Consider the following 25575-nt stretch of genomic DNA (forward strand, 5'->3'; position numbering starts at 1 on the left):
GCCCGGACAGGAAGGACGAGAGATGAGCGATCTGCTGAGACGGCCCTCGGGCGAAACGGGGCGCATCCACCACATCACCCCCGAAACCGCGCGCAGCCCGCTCTCGCCCGACTGGTCCTATGTCGGCTTCAGCTGCTACCGCCTCGCCCCCGGCGAGACTGCAGAAGAGGCCACCGGCGACCGCGAAGCCATCCTCGTGCTCGTCGAAGGCAAGGCCGAGCTCTCGGCAGGCGGAACCGATTTCGGCGAGATGGGCGACCGGATGGATGTCTTCGAGAAGACCCCGCCCCACTGCCTCTACGTCCCGAACGGCAGCGACTGGCAGGCCCGCGCCACCACCCCTTGCGTCATTGGCGTCTGCACCGCACCCGGTGCGGGCGGCCACGAAGCGCGGAGGATCGGCCCCGCCGACATCGCCCTCACCCCCCGCGGCAAGGGCACGAACACACGCTACATCAACGCCATCGCCATGGAGGAGCGCGACGTCGCCGACAGCCTGCTGGTGACAGAGGTCTTCACGCCCGCCGGCCATTGGTCGTCCTATCCGCCGCATCGCCACGACGAGGACGACTTTCCGGACATGACCTATCTCGAGGAGACCTATTACCACCGCCTCGACCCCGCACAGGGATACGGGCATCAGCGCGTCTTCACCGAAGACGGAACCCTCGACGAGACGATGAGCGTCGCGAACCACGACGTCGTCCTGGTCCCGAAAGGCCATCATCCCTGTGCCGCACCCCATGGCTACGAGATGTACTACCTCAACGTGATGGCCGGGCCGCGCCGGAACTGGCGGTTCCGGAACCACCCCGATCACGACTGGATCGCCAAGCGCGACGCCTGACGGTCGCGGTGCGGCTTTATCCTTCTTTCTCAGAGCGTCCCCCGGGCCCTGACAGGTTTCGCGGCGAAACCTGTGTGTCGGGGCGACCTCTCCGTGTTGGCACTTCTCTGTGTTGGCGGGGATATTTTTCGCGATTGACCCTACTATCCGGTAGGTTTATGGGTTCGGGGAGGAATTCAGCAGGAGGAGCGGGAGAGTGAAACACCAACGCATCGGCATCATCATGCACGGCGTGACCGGGCGGATGGGGATGAACCAGCACCTGATCCGGTCGGTTCTGGCGATCCGCGCGCAGGGGGGCGTGACGCTTTCGGACGGCTCGCGGCTGATGCCCGATCCGATCATCGTGGGGCGCAACGGCGACAAGATCGAGGCGCTGGCCCGCCGGCACGGGGTGGAGCGGTTCACGACCGATCTCGACGCGGCGCTGGCCAATCCCGACGACACGGTGTTCTTCGACGCGGCCTCGACGCAGATGCGTCCGGGCCTGCTGCGGCGCGCGATCGACGCGGGCAAGCACGTCTATTCGGAGAAGCCCGTGAGCGAGGGGCTCGACGAGGCGGTCGCCATCGCGCGCCATGCCCGCGAGAAGGGTGTGAAGAACGGCATCGTGCACGACAAGCTCGACCTGCCGGGGCTCGTGAAGCTGAGGCGTCTGCGGGATCTGGGCTTCTTCGGCAAGATGCTGAGCGTGAAGGGCGAGTTCGGCTACTGGGTCTTCACCGGCGACGACCTCGCGCCGCAGCGTCCGTCGTGGAACTACCGCGCCGAGGACGGGGGCGGGATGATCTCGGACATGCTGTGCCACTGGCGCTACGTGCTCGACAACGTGGTGGCCCCGGTGAAGTCGGTGAGCTGCCTGGGCTTCACCCATGTGGACACGCGCCTCGACGAGGCGGGCGCGCGGTTCAGGGCCACGGCCGACGACGCGGCCTACGCGACCTTCCTGCTCGACGGTCCCGACGGCGAGATCGTGGCGCATATCAATTCCAGCTGGTGCACGCGGGTGCGCCGCGACGACCTGGTGACGTTCCAGATCGACGGGACGCACGGCTCGGCGGTGGCGGGCCTGCACGATTGCTGGTCGCAGCACCGCGTCAACACGCCCAAGCCCGTCTGGAACCCCGACGAGCCGCAGCAGATCGACTTCTTCGAGAACTGGGAGGAGGTCCCCGACAACACGGTCTTCGACAACGGCTTCAAGGTGCAGTGGGAGCAGTTCCTGCGCCACGTGGCCGAGGATGCGCCGTTCTCCTACACGCTGGCCGAGGGGGCCAAGGGCGTGCAGCTGGCGCAGGCGGGCTACCTGTCGTCGAAGGAGCGTCGCTGGGTCGACCTCGAGGATCTGGGGCTGTGAGCGCGGTCCTGAACCTGCCCGGCGGGTCCGTCACGCTCGAAGCGGGCCCCGCGCCCGCGACGGGGGGCGACTGGACCCGCACGGCCTATGCCGCGGCCCACGTGGTGGCCGATCCGCTGGCCGAGGCCGATCCGTGGGTCGACGTCGCGCTCGACTGGGACCGCACGCTGGCCTTCCGCGAGCATCTCTGGGATCTGGGCTTCGGCGTGGCCGAGGCGATGGATACCGCGCAGCGGGGCATGGGGCTCGACTGGCCGACCTCGCTCGAGCTCATCCGCCGCTCGACCGAGCTGGCGAAGGGGCGCGGCGCGCTCGTCGCGAGCGGGGCGGGGACCGACCACCTCGCTCCGGGGCCCGAGGTCACGATCGACGACGTGATCCGCGCCTACGAGGAGCAGTGCGAAGCGGTCGAGGCGGCCGGCAGCCGGGTGATCCTGATGGCCTCGCGCGCGCTGGCGAGGGCGGCCGCGGGTCCCGAGGATTACGCGCGGGTCTATGGCCGCGTGCTGTCGGGGCTCGGGCGGCCCGCGATCCTGCACTGGCTGGGCGAGATGTTCGACCCCGCGCTGGAGGGGTACTGGGGCTCGGGCGACCACATGGCGGCGATGGAGACGTGCCTGTCGGTCATCGCCGAGAACGCCGACAAGGTCGACGGCATCAAGATCAGCCTGCTCTCGGCCGAGAAGGAGATCGCCATGCGCCGCCGCCTGCCCGAGGGCGTGGTCATGTATACCGGCGACGACTTCAACTATCCCGACCTGATCGAGGGCGACGCGGAGGGGCATTCCCACGCGCTGCTGGGCATCTTCGACCCGATCGCCCCCGTCGCGGCCCGGGCGCTGTCGGAGCTGGCCCGGGGCGACGCCGCGGCCTATCACGGGGCCTTCGCGCCGACCGTGCCGCTGTCGCGCCACATCTTCCGCGCGCCCACGCGGTTCTACAAGACCGGCGTGGTGTTCATGGCCTATCTCAACGGCCACCAGGACCACTTCACCATGGTGGGCGGGCAGGAGAGCACGCGATCGACGCTGCACCTGGCCGAGATCGTGCGGCTCGCCAACGCGGCCGGGCTGATCGCCGATCCCGACATGGCGGCGGCGCGCGCCCGCGCGGTCTTCGCCGCGCGCGGGGTCGCGGCATGAGCGGGCTCGGGCCCGAGCGGCTGTCGCTCAACACCGCGACATTGCGCGAGCAATGGACCCTCGCGCAATGCATCGAGGGCTGCGCGCGGCACGGGATCGGGGGGATCTCGCCCTGGCGCGACAAGCTCCACGAGATGGGCACCCGGACCGCGGCGCGGGCGATCCGCGATGCGGGCCTGCAGGTCTCGGGGCTCTGCCGGGGCGGCTGGTTCACCGAGAGCGGCGCGATCGACCAAGGCGTCGTCGACGACAACAGGCGCGCCGTGGACGAGGCCGCCGCCATCGGGGCCGAATGCCTCGTCATGGTGGTGGGGGGGCTCGCGCGGGGGTCGAAGGATCTGCCCCGCGCCTGGGATCTGGTCGAGGAGGGGCTCGCCCGCACGCTCGAGCATGCGCGGGGGGCGGGCGTGAAGATCGCGATCGAGCCGCTGCATCCGATGTATGCCGCCGACCGGGCCTGCGTGAACACGACCGCCCACGCGCTCGACATCTGCGACCGTCTGGGCGGGGGGATCGGTGTCGCGCTCGACGTCTATCACGTCTGGTGGGACCCGGATCTCGCCGCGCAGATCGCGCGGGCGGGGTCCGCGCGGATCATGGCGTTCCACGTCTGCGACTGGCTGGTGCCGACGCGCGACCTGCTGACCGACCGGGGCATGATGGGCGACGGCGTGATCGACATCCCGCGCCTGCGCGGGCTGGTCGAGGCGCAGGGCTTCGACGGGCTCGCCGAGGTCGAGATCTTCTCGGATCGCGACTGGTGGCGGCGCGATCCCGACGAGGTCCTGGCGACGATCGTGGACCGCGGACGGACCGCCTGCTAGAGCGTCGCGGAGCCGGTCCGCGGCATCGCGAAGGATGACAGCCATGACCAAGCCCCCGGTCCGCCGCCGCCGCAACGCCGAGCGCACGCGCGAGGAGATCCTGCAGGCCGCGCTCGAGGAGTTCTCGAGCATGGGGCATTCGGGCGCGCGGGTGGACCGCATCGCGGCGCGCGCGGGCGTGTCGAAGCCGATGATCTACGACTACTTCGGCGACAAGGACGCGATCTACGCCGCCGCGCTGCGCGAGGCCTACGTGCAGATCCGCCGCGGCGAGGAGCAGCTCGCGCTCGATCCCGACGATCCGCGCGAGGCGGTGCGCGAGCTGGTGCGCTTCACGATGGACCACTTCCGGCGCAAGCCGTGGTTCATCCGCATCCTCAACTCCGAGAACCTGATGGGCGGCCAGACGGTCGCCCGGATGCACGACGCGGCCGAGATCCAGTCCGTCCTCGTCAAGCGCCTCACGAGGATCCTCGCCCAGGGGGCCGAGCAGGGCGTCTTCCGACCCGACGTGGACCCGGCCGAGTTCTACGTCTCGGTCGCCTCCCTGTGCTACTTCCCGATCTCCAACATGCACACCCTCCGCGTCGTCTTCGACCTCCCCCTCGACGACCCGTGGATCGAACGCCGCGCAGAAGAAGCATCCGATATGCTCCTCGCATGGCTCACAATCAAAACAGATTGAAAAGAGCTCCCCTTGTATCTTTCCCACGAGACGTCCGCCCCGCGCGGACCGTCTACCCGAGGGGGCTTGGCTTTTGGAAACCTGGGGCGGGGATCGGACCGTCGCCCCTTGGGTCTTTCAGGGCCGTGGGAAAGCCGGGGCGATCCCCGACTTCGGTTTTGGGCCTGAACGTATGAGGGGGAGTCCACGATCTCCCGTATCAAACGTTAAGGCGCGCCCTGAAAGCTTTTGACCGACTTCCTCGGTCGGTCGGTATCGATGTGAGCAAGGGATGGCTGGATGTGTTCGTGCATCCCAACGGCGAGCGGTTCCACGTCGACAACGACCCCACGGAAATCCGACGGCTTCGGAAAAGATGTCTGGCGATCTTGCCCGAGCCGGTCGTGATGGAGGCGACGGGACGCTACCATCGTGCCGCCCATGCCAACCTGCATGAGGCCGCGCTTTTGGTGGCGATCGTCAATCCCTATCGACCCCGGCGCTTCGCGGACGCTCACGGCCGTCTTGCCAAGACCAACAACATCGACACAGAAACCTCGGCGGGGTTCGGCCCGACGATGCCGCTCGTTACAAGCAAACCTCCCACAAGTTCATGGCGCAGATCGCTAAATTCACGGGTGCCCGCCGTCAAATCATCGAAGCATGCATGTCGTTGGAGCAACAACTTTCCGAAGCGTCCTTGGGGGATTGTGATAGCGCAGATTACGGAAAGGTTCGAGCTGTGCCACCGACACGGCAAGGAACTCGCTGAGATACTTCTGCCCCTCGTACAGGCCGATCCGACGACTGTAAGACGCTTCGAGATCCCGACCTCTGTACCGGGGATCGGTCCCGTCACCGCGATCACACTTCTCGTCGAGATGAAAGAACTGGACTCGGACAACGCAGCCGAGGTCGCGTCCCTTGCGGGATCGACGCCGATCAACCGGGATTTGGGCCAGTTGCGGGGCAGCAAGATGATCCGCTCCGGAAGCATCGTTGCGCGCAACGTTCTCTACAGAGCGGCGACAATCGCGATGCACTGGAACCGTGATCTTGCGTCACTCTACGGCCGGCTTCGACAGGGCGGCAAACCGTTCAAGGTCGCGATCACGGCCACCATGCGGAAGCTGACCGTGATGACAGACACTCTGCTTCAGGAAAACCGGGTGTGGACGCCCACGCCGCCCAGACCGAACATTCGCCGCGCCACGCAGGAGCGTCGGCTAAGCGGGACGGTCCGGACGTTCGCCATCAAGAGCTGGACGGCCGCTTTTCGCATTAAGGGTCTGGCCGAATTCGTGGATGCTCTTCCGACCAGACCCGGGTTACATCACACACCGAAGACGACGTGGCCCTCTTCATTGATCGGCCAGGCTGGATTCCACGCGATCTCCCAAATGTGCCCATCGGGGTCCGCCACATAACCCCGAACGCCACCTTGGGGCGGAGCGTCGGCCTCGCGGAGAACGGTCGCGCCGGCGGCCACGAGCGCACTCATGACGGCTTGCACCTCTCCTTCCCCGGAGACGTTGTGGGCAAGGGACATCGCTCCCGAGGCAGGCAGCTCCCGAACCCTTGTGTCCTCTTCGAGCGAGCCTTTCAGCCATGTGCCGAAGACGAAGCCGTTCATCTGGTAGAAGACGATCTCCTCGTTCTCGAACACCGGGGTCCAGCCGAAGCCATCCCGGTAGAACCTCTTCGATCTCTCGAGATCGGAAACGCCTAGGGTCACGACTGAGATCTGTTGTTGCATGTCCATGTCCTTTCATCTCGCCTGCGCGACATGCGCGGGCAGTTGGACCATGGGACGCGACAATCGAAGCGCCGATGCGCGAAAGGACCCGCGTTGCGGGGGTCGGGCCAACCGCACCGACCTAACCTGTTTCTGGTGGCGACAAACTACTCGCCCTCGTGCGCTGGATGCAACCGGTCCGGACATTCAAGGCCTGCGCAGCATTGGACAAAAAGGGCTCTGAACGGTCCTTCGCCGCAGCCGGGACGAACGGCAACTCAAACTTTTAACAATGCCTAACCGGACCTCCGATAATCGGAAATCCGGTGAGGTTCATTCCGTCATTTCAGAGCTTGCGATCAAGACAGATGCTTTCTCATCGCTCCCCGAGGTCGAGATCGGGAGGACAGATCTCCTCTATCGTCACGAGACGGCCCTCGTCGGCGCTTTTCAGGGCCGCGATCCCCGTCAGAACCGACATCGCCCCCGCGCGGCTGCCCGCGCGCTGGCCCAGCGGATCCTCGCCCCGGCGGAAGATCGTGTCGCGCATCCGGTTGTCGCCACCGTAATGCCCCCCGGGCTCGTGCGGCACCTCGATCACCTCGTGACCGCCGCCGAAGTTGCGGGTGAGCAGGATGCGGTCCACCGCGTCGATTTCCCAGGGCTGGCGTTCGTACTGGCGCAGCTCGATCCGGCCATGGGTGCCGTTGAAAGCGATGTGGTGCCCCTCGATCGGCATGTAGGTGTTGAGCGAGTAGGACACGATCGCGCCGTTCGAATAGCGGATCGTCGAGGACATCGTGTCGGGGATGTCGATCTCTTCGCGATAGACGCAGGCATCGCGGAAATAACCGTCGATCTCGGCCGGATCGCCGTAGAGTGGCCAGAGGAAATCGTCGGCTTCCATGTCGAAGTAGTAGTTGCATTCCGACGCGTGCGGGCAGCCGTGGCAGCGGGTCGAGCGGAACGGACCGTTATGGCCGTAGTTGCGAAGCTCTCCGAAGGCCATGACGTCCACCGGATCGGCGTCGAGATACCAGTTCAGCAGATCGAAGTGGTGCGTCGCCTTGTGCACAAAGAGCGATCCCGAATGTTCGCGGAACGCGTGCCAGCGGCGGAAGTAGTCGGCCCCGTGATCGGTATCGAGATACCAGTGGAAATCGACCGAGGTGACGGTACCGATGGCTCCCGATGCGATCAGCTCGCGGATGCGGTACGATGTCGGCGAGAATCGATAGTTGAAGGACACGTCGACGCGACGGCCCGTCCTCTTTTCCGCGGCACGGATGCGGGCGATCTTCTCGGGTGAGGTCGTCATCGGCTTTTCGGTGATGACGTCAGACCCCGCCTCGAGCGCCGCGACGATCAGGTCGTCATGCGTGTCGTCGGGCGTGCAGACGATGACCAGATCGGGCCGCGTCTCGGAAAGGCAGGCATCGAAATCCTGCCAGATCGGCGCATTCGTCCGGATCATCGACCGCGCCCGTTCCGCGCGCATGTCATTGAGATCGCAGATCCCCACGAGCTCGACTTGGTCGTTCCACCCCGCGAGGAGCTCGCCCCCCCACATGGTCGTTCCGCGATTGCCCGTTCCTGCAAGGACGTAGCGTGATCGTGGCTGTTCGGCCGGCGCGGACCTGTCGTCTGCACTCATCGTGGCTCCTCCCGAATTCTCGTGCGCATGGAATTTCGAGAGGAGGATAAGCGTTTCGCCACGCGGGATACAACTAATATCCTACCATATGGTAATATTTCCTTGCCCGGTGAAAACGACCTTGCTAACGATTCCACCAGGGAGCTGCCCACCGCCCGGTCGGGGGCCGTATCCGGGAGGATCCGGGGAGTACCCGGGCTGACAGAACAGGGAGGATTGAAATGTCTGGATTTGGAAAGGGACGCAGCGCCGCGCTCGCTGGGGTCGCCGTGACGGCGCTCCTCGCCGGGCCCGCGATCGCCCAGCAGAGCGGTGATATCCGCATGCTCTGGTGGGGGTCGCAGCCACGCGCCGACCGGACCTTTGCGGTCATCGACATGTATCAGGAGGCCAATCCCGACGTCTCCATCCAGGGCGAGACGGTCGGCTGGGCCGATTACTGGACCCGCCTCGCCACGCAGGTCGCCGGTCGCAACGCGCCCGACGTGATCCAGCAGGATTACCGCTACATGTTCGAATATGCGGGCCGCGGCGCGTTGCTCGACATGATGCCCTATCGCGACGAGATCCTGACATTGCCCGGCGTGACCGAGGCCGACCTCGAAAGCGGGATGTCCGACGGACAGCTCTGGGGCGTCAATCTCGGCGTCAACTCGGTCGCGATGATGGTCAACGCCACCATCTTCGAGGAGGCGGGCATTCCCGTTCCCGAGAACGGCGTGAGCTGGCAGGAGATCAAGGACATCGCGATCGAGGTCGCCGAGAAGTCCGACCGGATCGAGTACGGCGTCGAGGACAGCTCGGGCTATGAGCCGTCGCTGCACAACTGGCTGCGCCAGCGCGGCAAGGAACTCTACACCGAGGAGGGAGAGCTCGCCTTCGACGTCCAGGACATGACCGAATGGTACCAGTTCTGGGCCGACATGCGCGACAGCGGCGCGACGCCGCCGCCCGATGTCCAGGCGCTCGACCAACGCTCCATCGAGACGCATATGGTCACGCTCGGCAATGCCGCGATGGGCTTCGCCAATTCAAACCAGCTCGTCGGGTTTTCGCAGCTCAACGAGGACGAGATCGTCATGCGGGTCTTCCCGCTCGTCGAGGACAGCACCAGCGAGGGGCATTTCTTCAAGCCGTCGCAGCTGCTTTCGGTCGCGGCTTCGACCGAATTCCCCGAACTGTCGCTCGATTTCGTGAACTTCTTCATCACCGACACCGAAGCGGGCAAGGTGCTCGACGTCGAGCGCGGCGTTCCGATCTCGTCGGACGTGCGCGACGCGATCCGCCCCGAGCTCGACGAGGACGGCCTCGCACAGCTCGAATACATCGAGGGGCTCGACCCCTATGCGGGACCGCTGCCGCCCCCGCCGCCGCAGGGCGCGGGTGAGATCGATCAGATGATGATCCAGATCGGCCAGCAGGTGGCCTTCGGACAGCTCACCCCCGAAGAAGGGGCCGAACGGCTCGTCTCGCAGGCCGAGAGCATCCTCTCGCGCTGATCGGGGCCCCTGTGTCGCGGGTGTGGACCAGCCATGCCCGCGACGCCGCCCGCAACGCCGTTCCGGATCTCCCAGGAGGTGTCGATGTCGTCCAATTCCGAACCACCCGCCTATGCCGGCGCGGCGGCCGTACCGCTTGTAGTGGCCAACGGCCGGCGCGCGCGGCTCACACGCGCGCTGGGATCCTCCGGCGCGGCCTACGTGTTCCTGTTTCCCTGGCTCGCTGGATTCCTCATCCTGACGGCGGGTCCGGCGCTTTATTCGCTGTATCTGAGCTTCACGGATTACGACCTCATCAACGTGCCCCGCTGGGCGGGTCTCGACAATTACATGCGGATCGCGACGAACGATCCGAAATTCCAGGATTCGGTGCGCGTCACGCTGACCTTCGTGCTGCTGTCGGTGCCGCTCAAGCTCGCCGTGGCGCTCGGGGTCGCGATGCTGCTGAACCGCGGTCTGCGCGGATTGACGGTCTATCGCGCGATCTTCTACCTGCCCTCGCTGCTCGGGACCTCCGTCGCGATCGCGGTCCTGTGGCGGCAGCTCTTTGCGGGCGACGGCCTCATCAACAACCTTCTGCTGGGCTTCGGCATCCAGGGTCCGAGCTGGATCTCGAACCCCGACACGGCGCTCTACACGCTCGTCATCCTTGCGGTCTGGCAGTTCGGATCGCCGATGATCATCTTCCTCGCCGGTCTGCGCCAGATCCCCGCCGACATCTACGAAGCGGCGCGGATGGACGGGGCGTCGAAGTCGCGGCAATTCTGGCGGATCACGCTGCCGATGCTGACACCGGTCGTGTTCTTCAACGCGGTCGTGCAGACGATCGACGCCTTCAAGGCGTTCACCTCGGCCTTCATCATCTCGGGCGGGACAGGGGGGCCGGTCAACTCGACGCTCTTCTACACCCTCTACCTCTATCAGGAGGCATTCGGCTATTTCCGCATGGGATATGCCGCGGCGCTCGCTTGGATCCTGCTCGTCATCATTGCGCTCTTCACGGCCTTCAGCTTTCTGAGCGCGCGTTACTGGGTGCATTACGATGACTGACATCCGTGCCGCCGAAGCCCACGAAGAGCCGCGCGAGCGACCGATCTGGCGGTCGATCCTGACGCATGTCCTGCTCGCCGCGTTCTCCTTCGCGATGCTCTACCCGATCCTGTGGATGCTGTCGGCCTCGCTCAGGCCGTCCGGAGAGATCTTCGGATCGACCTCCCTCATCCCGAGCCAGGTGCAACTTCAATCCTATCCCGAGGGCTGGTTCGGCCTCCGGGTGAGCTTCGGACAGTTCTTCGTCAACAGCATGGTCATCGCGGTCCTGTCGGTCATCGGCAATGTCGCCGCCTGCTCGCTCGCGGCCTTCGCCTTCGCGCGCCTGAACTTCCCGTGGAAGAACTTCTGGTTCGCGCTGATGCTGGGCACGCTGATGCTGCCCTATCACGTCACACTCATTCCCCAGTACGTGCTGTTCCTGAACCTCGGATGGGTCGACACGATCCTGCCGCTCGTCGTGCCGAAGTTCATGGCGACGGACGCGTTCTTCATCTTCCTGATGGTTCAGTTCTTCCGCGGCATTCCCAAGGAGCTCGACGAGGCGGCGCGGATGGACGGGTGTTCGCCATTCCGCATCTACTGGAAGGTGATCCTGCCGCTGTCGCTGCCAGTTCTCGCCACCGCTGCGATCTTCTCGTTCCTCTGGACATGGGACGATTTCTTCGGGCCGCTGATCTATCTCAACAGCATGGAGGACTACACCGTCCAGCTCGGCCTGCGCAGCTTCATCGACGCGACGGGTCAGTCGAACTGGTCGGGACTGTTCGCGATGTCGATCCTGTCGCTGGTGCCGGTCTTCCTGCTCTTCATCTTCTTCCAGCGCCTGCTCATCGACGGCATCGCCACGACGGGTATGAAATAGGAGCCCTCCATGACCGATTTCGCGGCCATCGGCCTCGATCACAACCACATCTACGGCCAGGTCGCGGAACTCCTCGCGGCGGGCGGGCGGCTTGCAGGGTTCGCCACGGAGGACGAGGACCAGGCCGCGGAATTCCTGGCGGCCCATCCCGATGCCGCGCGGCGGAGCGAGGCGGAGCTTCTGAACGATCCGGACATCGTGCTCGTCACCTCGGCGGCGATCCCGTCCGAACGGGCCGGGCTGTCGCGCCGCGCGATGGAGGCCGGCAAGGACGTGCTTCTCGACAAGCCGGGGGTCGTCTCGCACGCGGGGCTCGCCGAGCTGCGCGCGGCACACGAGGCGACCGGGCGGCGCGTTCGCGTCCATCACTCCGAACTCGAGAGCAACGCAGCCTCCCAGACGGCATTGCGCCTCGTTCGGGAAGGCGCGATTGGTCGGGTGATCCATTATTTCGGCACCGGCCCGCACCGGATGGGCGAGCCTTCCAAGCGGCCCGACTGGTTCTTCGATCCCGATCGAAACGGCAGCATCCTCGTCGATATCGGGGCGCATCAGATCGCGCAGTTCCTGGCCTTCACCGGAGAGACGGAGGTCGAGATCGTCCATGCCCGCATCGCGCGGCAAGGTAAGGTCCCCGACTTTCAGGATATGGGCGACATGGTTCTCGCCGCGGGGTCGGCGCAGGGATATGCGCGGGTCGACTGGTTCACGCCCGATGGCATGCCCGCCTGGGGCGACGGCCGCATCATCCTGACGGGAACCGAGGGCGTGATCGAGCTCAGGAAATACGTGGACCCGGCAGGTGAAGGCGTGGGCCCGCACGTGATCCTGACCGATTCGGACGGCCCGCGCCGGGTGCCCTGCGACGACGTCTCGGATTTCACCGCGCGCGTCCTCGCCGATGCACGCGACGGCACCGAAACGGCCGTCGCGCAGGCGCTGTCGTTCCACATCATGGAAGCGGGCCTCAAGGCACAGGATCTTGCCCAGGGAGACGCACGATGAAGACATACAGGGTTGCCGTGATCGGGCTCGGCGTCGGGCGCGGCCATATCGAGGAGGCCTGGGCGAGCCTACCGGGCAAGTTCGAGCTTGCTGTGGTCTGCGATCTCGACCGCGAGCGCCGTGAGAGCGTGGCCGAAACTTATGGATGCGAGGCGTCGGACGATTTCGACGCTGTGATCGCGCGTGACGACATCGACATCGTGGATATCTGCACGCCCCCTGCCCTGCACGTGGCCCAGGTGAAGGCCGTGCTGGCCGCCGGAAAGCATGCGATCTGCGAAAAGCCGCTCGCGGCCTCGCTCGACGAGGTCGGCGAACTCGAACGCGCCGAAGAGGAGGCCCGCGGTGTGCTCATGCCGGTCTTCCAGTATCGTTTCGGATCGGGGGCGATGGCCGCGCGGCGCATCATCGACGAGGGGATCGCCGGAAAGCCGCTGGTCGCCACGGCCGAGACGCACTGGTTCCGCGACGCAGCCTATTTCGATAATCCCTGGCGCGGCACGCTGAAGGCCGAACTCGGCGGCACGATGACGACCCACGCGATCCACATCCACGACATGATGTGCTGGCTGATGGGTCCGGTTTCGGGCGTGTTCGGTCGAATGGCGACGCGGGTGCACGCCATCGAGACGGAGGATACCGCCTCGGCCAGCGTGGCATTCGCCTCGGGTGCCATGGGGTCGATCAGCGCCTGCACGGCCAGCCAGGACGAATTCTCGCGCCTCTTCATGGCGTTCGAGCATGTGAGCTTCGAGACCACGCGCGCGCCCTATGCCGTCGGTCGCGGCCCCTGGACCATCACAGCGCGCGACCCCGATCTGCAGGCCCGCTGCGATGAAATCGCCGCCGAATGCGCCGAGGTTCCCGAGCGGTTCGCCGGGCAGATGACCGCATTCCACGAGGCACTCGAGGCAGGCGCGCCGCCACCCGTGGGGGTCGGCGATGCCCGCGACGCGATCGCGTTCCTGACCGCATTCTACCGCTCGGCCGCGACGCGATCCGAAGTGGCGCTGCCGCTGGCCCAGGACGATCCCGCACGCGCCGGTTGGCTTGCCGCGGCAGAGTGACCCGTCGCCCAGAGGACAGAAGGAGGATTCATGTCCACGAAGATTGAGCTGAGGAACTTCGTCAAGAAGTTCGGTTCGGTGGAGGTGATCCACGGCATCGATCTCGAAATCGAGCCGGGCGAGTTCGTCGTCTTCGTCGGGCCGTCGGGCTGCGGCAAGTCCACGCTCCTGCGGATGATCGCGGGACTCGAGACGATCTCGGGCGGGGATCTGTTGATCGCCGACAAGCGCGTGAACCAGGTCGACGCGTCCGAACGCGGCATCGCCATGGTGTTCCAGTCCTACGCGCTCTATCCGCATATGAGCGTCTACAAGAACCTGGCCTTCGGGCTCGAGACGATCGGCCAACCCAAGGCCGACATCGCGCGGCGCGTGGAACACGCGGCCGGAATCCTCCAGATCGGCCATCTGCTCGACCGCAAACCCAAGCAGCTTTCGGGCGGTCAGCGACAGCGCGTCGCGATCGGCCGGGCCATCGTGCGAGAGCCCCGGATCTTCCTCTTCGACGAGCCGCTCTCGAATCTCGACGCGGAATTGCGCGTGCAGATGCGGGTCGAGATCTCGCAACTGCACAAGCGACTCGGCAACACGATGATCTACGTCACGCACGACCAGGTCGAGGCGATGACGATGGCCGACAAGATCGTGGTGCTGAAGGACGGCCACATCATGCAGGCAGGCTCGCCGCTCGACCTCTACAACAGGCCGGCGAACCGTTTCGTGGCGGGCTTCATCGGCTCGCCCCACATGAATTTCTTCGACGCCACCGTGAAGTCGACGGGCGAGCGAACGGTCTTCGATCTCGATGGACGCGCGATCGAGGTGCCGCGCCGGATGGACGGGCTGGGAGAGGGCGACAAGGTCGAGATCGGCCTGCGCCCCGAACATCTGCGCATCGACGAGCGGCCGGGCTACGAGGTACTCGGCCCGATCACGACCGAGCTTCAGGAAAATCTGGGGGGTCAGACGCTGATCTACGGGCGGACCTCGGGCGATCAGCGGCTCATCATCGCGCAGAACGGCCAGATGAAGGTCGAGGGGCAGGTCGATGCGTGGTTCCGGCCCGATGACGTGCATGTCTTCGACACGTCCGGTCGGACGATCCGCCGGCCGGACTGACGGCGGGCCATGCCCCGAACTTGGGCATGGCAGCCGAACGGTCAGGCGATATGCGCGTCGTCCGATCGCTCCTCGGCCCAGTCGGCCTCCTTACCCATCGCGTTGCGCGGCAATGCGGTGCCGAAGGTCAGTCGCATCGGACGCTCCGCCGGCGTGAGACGCGCACGAAAGATACCGCGAAGTTCCGCCTCGATCTTCACCGGGTCATCTGTCCGATCGATCGCGACGAAGGCCTTGAGCCGCCCGTTGGTGCCCAGGCGCACGGACGCGTCCTTCACCTTCGGCAGGCTTTGCAGAAGGGCCGCGACACGCTGCGGATAGACGTTCCGCCCACCCACCTGCACGGCACCGTCGCGGCGTCCGACGGGGCGAAAGCGCCTGTCCCCCGCAAAGGCCACGCGGTCGGGAAAATCCACCTGCCGTCCGTGCCTAGACAGAAGGCAAGGCGTGCCGTTCCCCTTTGCGACGCCCCAATGCGGGAGGAGGTCGTAGGCCTCGCTCGGGTTCTGGCGCGTGGCGATGCCGCTCGTCTCGGTCGCACCGTAGACCTCGATCATGCGCGACACACCCGCGTCGAGCGCCGCATAGGCCTGAGCCTCCGGCAACGGTCCGCCGGACGAGACACCGGTGACGCCCGACGGCCAGTCCCGCCCGAGGCGGGACAGCGCGGCCCATTGATCGGGGACCGCGACGATCAGGTCATGCGGCAGCAGCGCAGGCAACACGCCGCCGGCCCCTTCGACGACCGGCACGTCCAGCAAAGCAGGCAAAAGGGCCGTCCAGACGATCCCGTAAAGGTGCGTGACCGGCACCATGGCGACAACCCTACGGCATCGCGCCACCTGACCTGCGAAATGCTGCGCCTCGACCAGCAGATCGGCGATATCGTGACCATGTCGTTGCGGCGCGCCGGTCGATCCGGATGTCCGCACGAAGAGCCGCGAGGGCGCACGCATCTCGACCGCATCGACCCAATCGTCGAGCGTGTCGGGATACGCTGTCGCGAAGGTCTCGGCGGGCAGATCGAACGTTTCGTGCAGGCTCGCCACGACGCCGAGTCGTTCCAGCGAGTCGAGTTCGAGGCCGGAACGGTCGAGCGCGCCCTTCTGCGGCGCGCCGCGCTGGCGCGTGATCTCGGCTTCGACAAGCCCGGCGACGACGCGCCGGAATGCGGCGCGGGGCATCGTCCCTGTCGTCATGATACCGCCGCGAGAACGCGGTTACGACCGCTCCGCTTGGCTTGATAGAGGCGGGCGTCGGCAAGTTCGATTAGATCGTCGGTCGATCCATCGACTTCGTCGAGCTCGGCACAGCCCATGCTGGCGGTCACGCGGATCTCGCCCCGGGTGGTCTCGACCGGCGTGCGGGCGATCGCCTCGCGCAGGGCAGAGGCGATCCGCATCGCCCCGTCGATTCCCTGACCGGGCAGCAGCAGCGCGAATTCCTCACCGCCGAGCCGCGCGAAAACCGCATTGGCAGGCTTCATGGCCAGTCCGGTTCGCGCCACCGCGCAAAGGACCGCATCGCCGCCCGGATGACCGTAGCTGTCGTTGACCGCCTTGAAATGATCGAGGTCGAGCATGACGAGCGAGAGCGGCTCCCGGCGGTTCTGCCAACGAAGCTTTTCGCGGCGAAGCGTCTTGTGGAAATACATGCGGTTCGATGCGCCCGTCAGATCGTCGCGGGTGAGCATCGTGATGAGATCGCCGGAATCCGTCTCGCGCGGCGGAACGTCCCTCATCACCATCGAGAATGTCGTGTCCTGCGGGGTTTCGTCGTCGTCGCGCACCACGATCAGCCGCTGGCACCAGTAGCGTTCCCCGTCTGCGCGCTGCTCCCACCCCTCGTGAAGGTGCCAGCCATCGCGGGCGGCGACGCCGAACTGATCCTCGACGCTTTCGGCACCGGGCTCGTTCTCGCCGGAATGCACGAGAATGTCCTTGACGGAATGGCCGATCACGGTGTCGAAGCCGCGCCGGCTCTGCCGCAGGAAGGACGCGTTGGCCGAGATGACGGTCAGGTCGCCCGAGACGACGACGACCCCGAAATCGTTGATCCCGTCGATCAGCGCGGAGAACCACGTATCGGCCTGGCGCAGGCGATGTTCGCGCGTCACCTCGTCTGTGATATCCCCGAGCGTGGCCATGAAGCGGTCGGGCCCGAGCTTGACGAGAGAGCACGACAGGACCTGCGGACGCCCCTTCCTGCGCCTTTCCGCGAGGTCCACGAAGATGCGGTGATGGTCCCGGATGGTGCCGTGGCTGCCCGGAAAGTTTCCGGCGATGCTGCGCAATTCGGGGGCAAAATTCTCCATCGCCGCGAAAAAGTTCACGCATGCGGCCGCACCCGCAAGCGGCATGAGGTGCTGCATGGCATGCGGGTTGATCATCGAGATCTCGCCCGCGCCGTCGAACTCGATCAGCCCGACGGGACAGGCATAGAGGAATTGCAGAAGCTTCTCGTCGGTCGCCATCGGTTCGGACTCCCGGTCAGCGTTCCACGAGGACGTAGCGCCGCGCGATCGAGCCCGATGCGAGGAGACGCAGGCGTACCCGCTGCGGGCGCATCCTGAGCGTCAGGATGAACGGCACGATATCGTCGATCTCGGGTTCGTCCTCGAACCGCTGGGCGACCATGAAATTGTTCATGCACTGGCCGATCGTCTCGAAGAAGGGCACACCGATGACCGAGCTCGGCTCCACGCCCGACAGCCGCGATTCGGTTGCGTTGTAGACGTCGGCACGTCCGTCCGGGCCGATTCCGATCACCCCGAACGGAAGATCGTCGCGCGTCGCGCCGTCCATCGCGTCGAGATCCGCGAGGGTGACCGTTTCGAACTGGAATGCGTAATCAAGCATGGCTCATCTCCGTTTGCGGCCTTATGCAGATCAGAGGTTTACGCCCGATGAAGAGCCTCCCGACCGGTCCGAAAGGTCGGGATCACCGGCCCCGTCCCTTGCAGATCGGATCCAGCATGAAGACCATTCTCGTCCTGAACGGCCCCAACCTGAACCTGCTCGGCAAGCGCCAGCCTCACATCTACGGCCACGAGACACTCGAAGATGTCGAACGGCTCTGTTCCGCGGCCTGCGCGGACGGCTTCGGCGTGCGCCTTCTGCAATCGAACCATGAGGGCCAGATCGTCGACTGGATCCACGAAGCGCGCGAGACGACCTGCGGCATCGCCATCAACGCCGGCGCGTTCACACACACCTCGGTCGCGATTCTCGATGCGCTTCACGCCTACGAGCCGCCGGTCATCGAGGTGCATGTGAGCCAGGTCCACAGGCGCGAGGCGTTCCGGCACCATTCCTATATCTCGCAGCGCGCGGACGGGGTGATCGCGGGGTTCGGCCTGGAAGGATATGTCGCGGCGATACGCCGGATCTGCCAGCTCGCATCCGACAAAGGCTGACGGCGGCGGATCCATCCGGATCCGATCATCGTATCGCACCCACGCGCCACCATCGCATCGGTACGGTCATCGTGCGTGCCGATTCAGGCCCCGGAGCCGTGCAGCATCGCGGTTCAGAGCCCGCCCGGTATCCGATGGCACGTCGTGCTGCAGACGGGCCGAGCCGCAATGCCGGCTCCGCCCGCGCCGAAAATCGCCACGGCCCTGCACAGCGGGTTCACCTTCGAACGGGCTCCGTCAGACGACGGAGCCCGTTCTCGGGCCGCGTGCTCATTCCTCGAGGCGTACGCCCTCGAGCCTGATCCTCCCGTCGGGATAGGGCGTGAAGCCCGTCAGGTCGTCCCGCATCGCCCAGAGCCATGTCGGGTGATAGAGATAGACGAGCGGTGCCTCCTCCACGAGGATGTCGCGCGCCTGGTCGTAGAGCGACTTGCGTTCCTCCGTCACGGTCGTGGCACGTGCGGCGTCGAGGATGCGGTCGACCTCCGGGTTCGAGTAATGCGCGTCGTTGATGCCGCCGCCCGTCGTGACGAACTGGTGCAGGTTGGCGGACGGATCGACATATCCCGACCAGCCCACCTGGCTTGCCGTGAAGTCGCCGGCCGTCTGGTCCTGCAGCATGGTCGCGAATTCCTTGGCGGTGATGCGGATGTCGATTCCGGCCTCGGATGCCATGGCCTGCACGACCTGCATGAGTTGCATGGGCTCGGTCGTGTTGGGGACCTGTACCTCGAGCGCGATGCCGTCGGGATATCCGGCCTCGGACAACAGCTCGCGCGCGTGCTCCACGTCGCGGGCAGGTGCCGGATGATCGGCATCGAACCATGGGGATTCGGGCGACGGAGGCTGGTTGGCGGGGGTGAAGGCCCCCTCGAACACGACCTGGTTGAGCACATCGCGATCCACCGCATAACTCAGCGCGCGCCTGAGGCGGGCATCGTTGCCCCACGGATTGTCGCCGGCGGGGCCATTGTCGATGTTGAACGTGATGCCCTGGTACCCGAGCGAGGTCACGCTCTCGACAATGATGCCGGAATCGCCCTCGACCTGAGCCAGATCGCTGGCCGCCAGCCGTTCCAGAAGGTCGATATCGCCCGATTGCAGATTCGCGAGGCGAACGGTCGTGTCGGGGATCGGCAGGAACGTCACCCCGTCGAGATGGATCTCGTCCGCGTTCCAGTACTCGTCGTAGCGGCTGAGCGAGATGCGGTCCTGCGCGACACGGTCCTCGAACCGGAAGGGCCCCGAGCAGACGGGAGCAAGCCCGAAATCGGCCCCCGCCTCGCGCGCGGCGGTCGGCGAGATCATCATGCCGGGGCGGTTCGCCATCTCGGACAGGACCGCCGCGTCGGGTTGCTCGAGGTCGATGCGGATCTCGTGGGGGCCGAGAACCTCGGTCCCCGAGACGGAGGCCAGATCCGACTTGCGGCGGCTTTCCTCAAGCGTCAGCGAGCGGTCGATGTTGTAGGCGACGGCCTCGGCGTCGAAGGGAGTTCCGTCATGGAAGGTTACGTCCTCGCGCAGGGTGAAGGTCAGCGCGGTGCCGTCGTCGTTCCAGGACCATTCGGTCGCGAGCTGCGGCACGAGCTCGAGATCGGGAGAGATATCGACGAGCTTGTCGCAAAGCGACGTGAACACGATCTCGCCCACGAATGTTCGGGACTGGTCGGGATCGAGGACATCCGCATCCGATTGCAGCCCGACGCGCAGCGTCTGGGCGTGCAGCGCCCCCGCTGCGGTCAGTGCAAGGCAGGAGGCAAGGGCGATCGGTCGCAACGACGGCATGACGAAATCCTTTCCGGTCTGTTCGGCAACATACCAATCCTGCATTGGTTCGCCCGTCTGCCAAACGGAAAAGAAGACATTACCCCCGTATCGCCCTACATTTTCGACTTCCAGGGAGGCAACTTCGCTGCATTTTTCATCGCTATGCCGCATGCCACGCCGATCCGATCATTTGCCCGGCCCGTATCGATTGATAGAGATTTGGCATCTCACGCGCTTTAACAGACACAATCTGCCTATCCTGGCATCATTTCGACCGGTTTCTCGGCGTATCTGCCCGATCGCCATCCTCAGTGCCGGTAGTTGTTGACGCCGCTCATCCGCGCGGACAAGGATTGGACCAATCACAGAATGGTCCGGCTCTTGATCCAGAATTCCACATCCCCCGACGACGCGCCCCTCCTCAAGGTCCGATCGCTCAGCCTCGGCTTCGCGGGTTCCGGAACCGATCTGCTGAAGGGCGTGCGGTATTCGGTCAAGGCCGGCGAGACGCTGTGCCTCGTCGGTGAATCGGGATGCGGAAAGAGCGTGAGTTCGCTGGCCGTCATGGGGCTCCTGCCGCGCGATCAGGTCCGCATCTCCGAGGCGGATATCCGGTTCCGCGGCAAACCCTACGACCTGAAGGATATCACGTCGCTGCGCCGTCATCGCGGCGACGACATCGCGATGATCTTCCAGGAGCCGATGTCGTCGTTGAACCCCACGTTCCGGATCGGCGACCAGATCTCCGAGGCCGTGCTCGCGCATCGCGACGTGTCGAAAGCCGCGGCACGCGAACGTGCGCTCGAGATGCTGCGCCGGGTCGGCATCCCCGCCCCGGAGGCGCGGATGAGCGAATATCCCTATCAGCTGTCCGGCGGCATGCGGCAGCGCGTAATGATCGCCATGGCGCTTGCCAACAATCCCGCGCTCCTCATCGCGGACGAACCCACGACCGCGCTCGACGTGACGATCCAGAACCAGATCCTTGACCTCATCCGCGATCTCCAGCGTGAGACGGGCATGGGCACGATCATGATCACCCACGATCTCGGCGTCGTCGCCGAGATCGCCGACAGCGTGGCGGTCATGTATGCGGGCACCATCGTCGAGTCGGGACCGGCCGAGCGGATCTTCAACGACCCGCAGCATCCCTACACGATCGGGCTCATGTCCTCGATGCCACGCCTTTCGGGCCCGCGCGAACGGCTGAGCACGGTTCCGGGAACCGTCCCCACGGTCGAGACGATGCCACCGGGCTGCCGGTTCTCCTCGCGCTGTCCCTTTGCGCAACCGATCTGCAACGACCCGCCCCCCGATCGCGATTTCGGCCACGGGCACCGGGCGCTCTGCCATTTCGCCCCCCTCGAGACGCGGCTGGAGCGGATCGCATGAGCGAGACCATCCTCACCGCGCTGAACCTCAGTCGTCACTTCAAGGTGGGCGGATCGCTCTTCAAGAAGGCCAACACGCTGCGCGCCGTCGACGACGTCTCGCTGACCGTCCGGCAGGGCGAGACGCTGGCCATCGTGGGTGAATCGGGCTGCGGGAAATCGACGCTCGCACGGATGTTGATGCGGCTGATCCCGCCCAGTTCGGGACAGATGACGTTCCAGGGCCGCCAGATCGACGATGCCGAGGGGCGGACGCTTACCGAACTGCGTCGCGACATGCAGTTCATCTTCCAGGACCCGTTCAGCTCGCTCAATCCCCGCGCGACGGTCGGGCGGTTGGTCGGAGAGCCGATCGAGACCCACGAGCCTGGCCTCACGGCCGCCGAACGCCGCCGCAAGGTCGCGGAACTGCTGCGGCAGGTCGGCCTCAGGGCAGAGCATGCCGATCGGTATCCGCACGAATTCTCCGGCGGTCAGCGTCAGCGCATCGGCATCGCCCGGGCGCTCGCCTCGGGTCCGAAGCTGATCATCGGGGACGAGCCGGTCTCGGCGCTCGACGTGTCGGTTCAGGCGCAGGTGATCAACCTGCTCGCGGATCTGCGCGACCGGCTGGGCCTGACGCTCGTCATCATCGCGCACGATCTGGCCGTGATCCGCCACATGAGCGATCGCGTCGCGGTCATGTATCTCGGCAAGATCGTCGAGGAGGGGCCGACCGACGAGATCTTCGCCAATCCACGTCACCCATATACGATGGCGCTCCTCTCGGCGATCCCGGTCGCCGAATACGGCCGAACCCGCAGGCAGATCGCGCTCGAGGGCGAGATCCCGAGCCCGGTGAACCCGCCCTCGGGGTGCCGATTTCACACCCGCTGCCCCTTCGCGCGCGAGGATTGCCGCAGGGATGTCCCCGAGATGCGCAAGACCGGCCTGGCGCCGGGTCACCGGGCCGCCTGCCACCACTTCGAGGAGATCGCCGAGCGCGCGCCAGTAGACCCGATCCCCGAGGGGACCGGACGCACTGACGGGGCCGCACGCCGCTTCGCCCTTTATGCCGACGCCATCGCGGGGACCGGCACGCGGCCCCTTGAGACACCGACGGAGGAAAATCCATGAAACGCGCCCGCCTTCCCATCGCCGCCGCCCTTCTGGGGGCCTCCGCATTCGCTGCGACGGCTCAGGACCTGACCATCGCGCTTCAATCCGACCCCGACACGCTCGATCCCGATCCGAACCGGTCCTTCGTCGGGCGGATCGTGCTCGCCGCGCTCTGCGACAAGCTCGTCGACATTTCGCCCGAGCTCGACATCGTGCCGCAGCTCGCGACCGACTGGACATGGTCCGACGACGAAAGCGCGATCACCTTCCAGCTCCGCGAAGACGTGACCTTTCACGATGGCACCCCCTTCGACGCCGAGGCGGTCAAGTGGAACATCGAGCGGTCGCAGAATCTCGACGTCAGCCAGCGAAAGACCGAGATCGAGACCATCGCCTCGGTCGAGGTGGTGGGCCCGCACGAGGTGCGGTTCGATCTCACTTCCCCCGATGCGGCGCTGCTGGCGCAGCTGACCGACCGGGCCGGCATGATGATCTCGCCCAGCGCGGCCAAGGACGCGGGCGAGGATTTTGGTCTCGCCCCGGTCTGTTCGGGGCCCTTCACCTTCGAGAACCGCGTCGCGCAGGACCGGATCGAGCTTGCCCGCTATGACGATTACTGGAACGCGGACGAGATCCACTTCGACAGCGTGACCTATCTCCCGATCCCCGACACCACGGTCAGGCTCGCCAACCTCCTGGCGGGCGATGTGGACATCATCGAACGCCTGGCCGCGACGGATCTGGAGCAGGCCCGGCAGGACCCGCAGGTGAATGTCGAGCTCATCACCTCGCTGGGCTACCAGGGGCTGACCTTCAACCTCGCGAACGGCCCGCAGGGCGACGAGCCGTGGGGCAGCGACAAGCGTCTTCGTCAGGCGCTGAACCTCTCGATCGACCGCGAGGCACTGAACCAAGTGGTCTTCGACGGGGCTTTTGCCGGTGCGATCCAGCCCTTCGACCCCTCCTCTCCTTGGTTCGACGAGGCGACGCCCGTGCCCGAACGCGACATCGAGGCCGCGCGCGCGTTGCTGGCCGAGGCGGGCTATCCCGACGGCATCACGCTCGAGGCGCAGGTTCCCAACAGCACCGAGGCGCAGCAGGTGATGCAGGTCGTTCAGGCCATGGCGTCCGAGGCCGGCATCCGGATCGAGCTGGTTTCCAAGGAATTCGCCACCATCCTCGCAGATCAGGCGCGCGGTGCCTTCACCGCCAGCCAGATCGGCTGGTCGGGCCGCATCGATCCCGACGGCAACCTCGCCACGTTCCTGAATTCCGAGGGCGGGCTCAACGATTCCGGCTTCGGCACCGAGGAGGTCGACGCGCTTCTGGCTCAGGCCCGCGAGACTTCTGATCGGGAAGAGCGCAAGGCGCTTTACGACCAGGTGCAGGCCATCGCCAACGACGAGCTGCCGATCGTCTATCTCTACCATCGCGCGTGGGTCTATGCGCTCGACGACGCGATCGAGGGCTTCGTGCCCTATCCCGACGGGATCATCCGCCTCGAAGGCATCCGCCGCACGGAATGACAAAAAACAAAAGACCCAACAGGAGAATACCGATTATGAGACGCACTCTCCCACTCGCCGCGATCCTCCTCGGGGCGACGACGTTCGGATTGTCGGCGCAGGAGCTTCGCATCGGCCTGCAGGACGATCCGGACATCCTCGATCCCGACCAGTCGCGTACCTTCGTCGGACGGATCGTCTATGCCTCGCTCTGCGACAAGCTGGTCGACATCACGCCCGAGCTCAAGATCATCCCGCAGCTCGCGACCGAATGGTCGTGGAACGACGACGGCACCGAACTTACCATGTCGCTGCGCGAGGGCGTGACCTTCCATGACGGCACACCCTTCGATGCCGAAGCGGTGATCGCGAATATCGACCGCTCGCAAAACCTCGAGGAGAGTCGCCGCAAATCCGAGATCTCTTCGATCGAGAGCGTCGAGGCCGTCGACGATCTCACCGTCCGCATGACCCTTTCGGGACCCGACGCGACGCTTCTGTCGCAATTCGCCGACCGCGCCGGAATGATGCTGTCGCCCACCGCCTTCGAGGAGGCCGGGGCCGATTTCGGGCTCGAGCCGGTCTGTTCCGGCCCGTTCAGCTTCGTCGAGCGCGTGGCCCAGGACCGCATCGTGCTCGAAGCGTTCCCGGAGTACTGGAACGCCGATGAGATCATGCTGTCGGGCGTCACCTATCTGCCGATCCCCGATACGACGGTGCGGCTCGCCAATCTCCAGTCCGGCGATCTCGACATGATCGAGCGGCTCTCGGCGACCGATCTCGGACAGGCCGAAGGCGACCCGAACATCACCGTCGAACGCGCCACGTCTCTCGGCTACGACGCGATCACGTTCAACGTCGGCAATGGCGACCGCTCGGACAACCCGTTCGGGGTCGATGGCGCGTTGCTGCGCCAGGCGCTCAGTGCCGCGATCGACCGTCAGGCGCTGAGCCAGGTGGTCTTCGACGGCGTCACGACGCCCGGTAACCAGCAATATTCGCCCGGCAGCACCTTCTATGCCGCCGATTACCCCGTGCCCGAACGCGACGTGGAACGCGCGCGGGAGCTTCTGGCCGAGGCCGGCTATCCCGACGGTATCTCGCTCGAGATCCAGGCACCGAACGACACCGATTCAATGCAGGTGATCCAGGTCATACAGGCGATGGCGAGCGAGGCGGGGATCGACATCTCGGTCACGTCCAAGGAATTCGCGACCATGCTGTCGGACCAGACGGCGGGCGAATACACCGCCTCCCTCGTGGGGTGGTCCGGTCGCGTCGATCCCGACGGCAACATCCACCAGTTCGTCACCACCGAGGGCGGGATCAACGATTCCGGCTATTCGGACCCCGAGGTCGACCGCCTTCTGGAGGCGGCACGCGAGACGAACGACACGGCGGAACGCCAGTCGCTCTATGCCGAGGCGCGGGGCATCATGAACGAGGACCTGCCGCTGGTCTATCTCTGGCACGACACGTGGCTCTGGGCGCTGAGCGACCGGGTCGAAGGCTTCGTGCCCTATCCCGACGGAATGATCCGCCTCGAGGGCGTCTCGCTCTCCGACGGCTGA

At 65.7% G+C, this 25575-nt stretch carries 23 protein-coding genes; 17 read left to right on the forward strand and 6 right to left on the reverse strand.

What is annotated here, in order from left to right:
* Positions 1-22: 22 nt before the first annotated feature.
* The 6 genes from iolB (at position 23) to RVY76_RS12710 (ending at position 6261) form a co-directional block, all read left to right on the forward strand.
* The gene (gene iolB / locus RVY76_RS12685; RefSeq protein WP_317374459.1) at positions 23-847 is read left to right on the forward strand and encodes a 5-deoxy-glucuronate isomerase; all 825 of its coding nucleotides are present in this window, start codon (positions 23-25) and stop codon (positions 845-847) included.
* A gap of 196 nt (positions 848-1043) precedes the next feature.
* On the forward strand, positions 1044-2204 hold the full coding sequence (locus RVY76_RS12690) for a Gfo/Idh/MocA family oxidoreductase (protein WP_317374460.1): 1161 nt from the start codon (positions 1044-1046) through the stop codon (positions 2202-2204).
* The gene (locus RVY76_RS12695; RefSeq protein WP_317374461.1) at positions 2201-3346 is read left to right on the forward strand and encodes a dihydrodipicolinate synthase family protein; all 1146 of its coding nucleotides are present in this window, start codon (positions 2201-2203) and stop codon (positions 3344-3346) included. Before RVY76_RS12690 ends, RVY76_RS12695 begins: the two co-directional genes overlap by 4 nt.
* Complete coding sequence (locus tag RVY76_RS12700; protein WP_317374463.1) at positions 3343-4170, forward strand: sugar phosphate isomerase/epimerase family protein; 828 nt, start codon at positions 3343-3345, stop codon at positions 4168-4170. The genes RVY76_RS12695 and RVY76_RS12700 overlap by 4 nt, the downstream gene beginning before the upstream one ends.
* A gap of 43 nt (positions 4171-4213) precedes the next feature.
* Positions 4214-4855 (forward strand): TetR/AcrR family transcriptional regulator, encoded by a 642-nt coding sequence (locus tag RVY76_RS12705; protein ID WP_317374465.1) that lies wholly within the window; start codon positions 4214-4216, stop codon positions 4853-4855.
* Positions 4856-5115: 260 nt separating this feature from the next.
* Positions 5116-6261, forward strand: a complete 1146-nt coding sequence (locus RVY76_RS12710) for a transposase (protein WP_317374466.1) — start codon at positions 5116-5118, stop codon at positions 6259-6261.
* On the opposite strand, the gene RVY76_RS12715 is transcribed toward RVY76_RS12710, so the two are convergent.
* Both RVY76_RS12715 and RVY76_RS12720 read right to left on the reverse strand, forming a co-directional pair.
* Entirely contained in the window at positions 6168-6590 is a 423-nt protein-coding gene (locus RVY76_RS12715; protein ID WP_317374467.1) for a VOC family protein, read from the reverse strand. The genes RVY76_RS12710 and RVY76_RS12715 overlap by 94 nt on opposite strands.
* Positions 6591-6945: 355 nt before the next feature.
* Positions 6946-8223 carry a Gfo/Idh/MocA family oxidoreductase gene (locus RVY76_RS12720; protein WP_317374469.1) on the reverse strand — a complete coding sequence of 426 codons (1278 nt, stop codon included), beginning with the start codon at positions 8221-8223 and terminating at the stop codon, positions 6946-6948.
* Positions 8224-8444: 221 nt separating this feature from the next.
* On the opposite strand from RVY76_RS12720, the gene RVY76_RS12725 reads away from it, so the two are divergent.
* The 6 genes from RVY76_RS12725 to RVY76_RS12750 all read left to right on the forward strand — a co-directional run bounded on the left by RVY76_RS12725 (position 8445) and on the right by RVY76_RS12750 (position 14828).
* The gene (locus tag RVY76_RS12725) at positions 8445-9722 is read left to right on the forward strand and encodes an ABC transporter substrate-binding protein (protein WP_317374470.1); all 1278 of its coding nucleotides are present in this window, start codon (positions 8445-8447) and stop codon (positions 9720-9722) included.
* 84 nt (positions 9723-9806) lie between these two features.
* The gene (locus RVY76_RS12730) at positions 9807-10772 is read left to right on the forward strand and encodes a sugar ABC transporter permease (RefSeq protein ID WP_317374471.1); all 966 of its coding nucleotides are present in this window, start codon (positions 9807-9809) and stop codon (positions 10770-10772) included.
* Entirely contained in the window at positions 10765-11637 is an 873-nt protein-coding gene (locus RVY76_RS12735; protein WP_317374472.1) for a carbohydrate ABC transporter permease, read from the forward strand. The genes RVY76_RS12730 and RVY76_RS12735 overlap by 8 nt, the downstream gene beginning before the upstream one ends.
* Before the next feature lie 9 nt (positions 11638-11646).
* Positions 11647-12642, forward strand: a complete 996-nt coding sequence (locus RVY76_RS12740; RefSeq protein ID WP_317374473.1) for a Gfo/Idh/MocA family oxidoreductase — start codon at positions 11647-11649, stop codon at positions 12640-12642.
* On the forward strand, positions 12639-13709 hold the full coding sequence (locus RVY76_RS12745) for a Gfo/Idh/MocA family oxidoreductase (protein ID WP_317374475.1): 1071 nt from the start codon (positions 12639-12641) through the stop codon (positions 13707-13709). Before RVY76_RS12740 ends, RVY76_RS12745 begins: the two co-directional genes overlap by 4 nt.
* A 30-nt stretch (positions 13710-13739) precedes the next feature.
* Positions 13740-14828 carry a sn-glycerol-3-phosphate ABC transporter ATP-binding protein UgpC gene (locus tag RVY76_RS12750; protein ID WP_317374476.1) on the forward strand — a complete coding sequence of 363 codons (1089 nt, stop codon included), beginning with the start codon at positions 13740-13742 and terminating at the stop codon, positions 14826-14828.
* Between the two features lie 41 nt (positions 14829-14869).
* Here RVY76_RS12750 and RVY76_RS12755 read toward each other — a convergent pair whose 3' ends face one another.
* Genes RVY76_RS12755 through RVY76_RS12765 form a run of 3 tightly spaced genes read right to left on the reverse strand, consistent with a single transcriptional unit; the run spans position 14870 to position 17686 of the window.
* Complete coding sequence (locus RVY76_RS12755; RefSeq protein WP_317374477.1) at positions 14870-16027, reverse strand: AMP-binding protein; 1158 nt, start codon at positions 16025-16027, stop codon at positions 14870-14872.
* Positions 16024-17301 (reverse strand): sensor domain-containing diguanylate cyclase, encoded by a 1278-nt coding sequence (locus RVY76_RS12760; protein ID WP_317374479.1) that lies wholly within the window; start codon positions 17299-17301, stop codon positions 16024-16026. The genes RVY76_RS12755 and RVY76_RS12760 overlap by 4 nt, the downstream gene beginning before the upstream one ends.
* Positions 17302-17317: 16 nt before the next feature.
* On the reverse strand, positions 17318-17686 hold the full coding sequence (locus RVY76_RS12765) for a hypothetical protein (RefSeq protein WP_317374481.1): 369 nt from the start codon (positions 17684-17686) through the stop codon (positions 17318-17320).
* Positions 17687-17802: 116 nt separating this feature from the next.
* Here RVY76_RS12765 and aroQ point away from each other — a divergent pair, with 116 nt between their 5' ends.
* Positions 17803-18243, forward strand: coding sequence for a type II 3-dehydroquinate dehydratase (gene aroQ / locus RVY76_RS12770; protein WP_317374483.1), 441 nt, complete (start codon positions 17803-17805; stop codon positions 18241-18243).
* A 270-nt stretch (positions 18244-18513) separates the two neighbouring features.
* On the opposite strand, the gene RVY76_RS12775 is transcribed toward aroQ, so the two are convergent.
* The gene (locus RVY76_RS12775; RefSeq protein WP_317374484.1) at positions 18514-20028 is read right to left on the reverse strand and encodes an ABC transporter substrate-binding protein; all 1515 of its coding nucleotides are present in this window, start codon (positions 20026-20028) and stop codon (positions 18514-18516) included.
* 363 nt (positions 20029-20391) lie between these two features.
* Here RVY76_RS12775 and RVY76_RS12780 point away from each other — a divergent pair, with 363 nt between their 5' ends.
* The 4 genes from RVY76_RS12780 to RVY76_RS12795 are packed head-to-tail and all read left to right on the forward strand — an operon-like array spanning position 20392 to position 25575.
* The gene (locus RVY76_RS12780) at positions 20392-21402 is read left to right on the forward strand and encodes an ABC transporter ATP-binding protein (protein WP_317374485.1); all 1011 of its coding nucleotides are present in this window, start codon (positions 20392-20394) and stop codon (positions 21400-21402) included.
* Entirely contained in the window at positions 21399-22517 is a 1119-nt protein-coding gene (locus RVY76_RS12785; RefSeq protein ID WP_317374486.1) for a dipeptide ABC transporter ATP-binding protein, read from the forward strand. The genes RVY76_RS12780 and RVY76_RS12785 overlap by 4 nt, the downstream gene beginning before the upstream one ends.
* On the forward strand, positions 22514-24025 hold the full coding sequence (locus RVY76_RS12790) for an ABC transporter substrate-binding protein (RefSeq protein WP_317374488.1): 1512 nt from the start codon (positions 22514-22516) through the stop codon (positions 24023-24025). Before RVY76_RS12785 ends, RVY76_RS12790 begins: the two co-directional genes overlap by 4 nt.
* Before the next feature lie 35 nt (positions 24026-24060).
* Positions 24061-25575 (forward strand): ABC transporter substrate-binding protein, encoded by a 1515-nt coding sequence (locus RVY76_RS12795; protein WP_317374489.1) that lies wholly within the window; start codon positions 24061-24063, stop codon positions 25573-25575.

This window comes from Palleronia sp. LCG004 (genome assembly GCF_032931615.1).
GTDB lineage: Bacteria > Pseudomonadota > Alphaproteobacteria > Rhodobacterales > Rhodobacteraceae > Palleronia.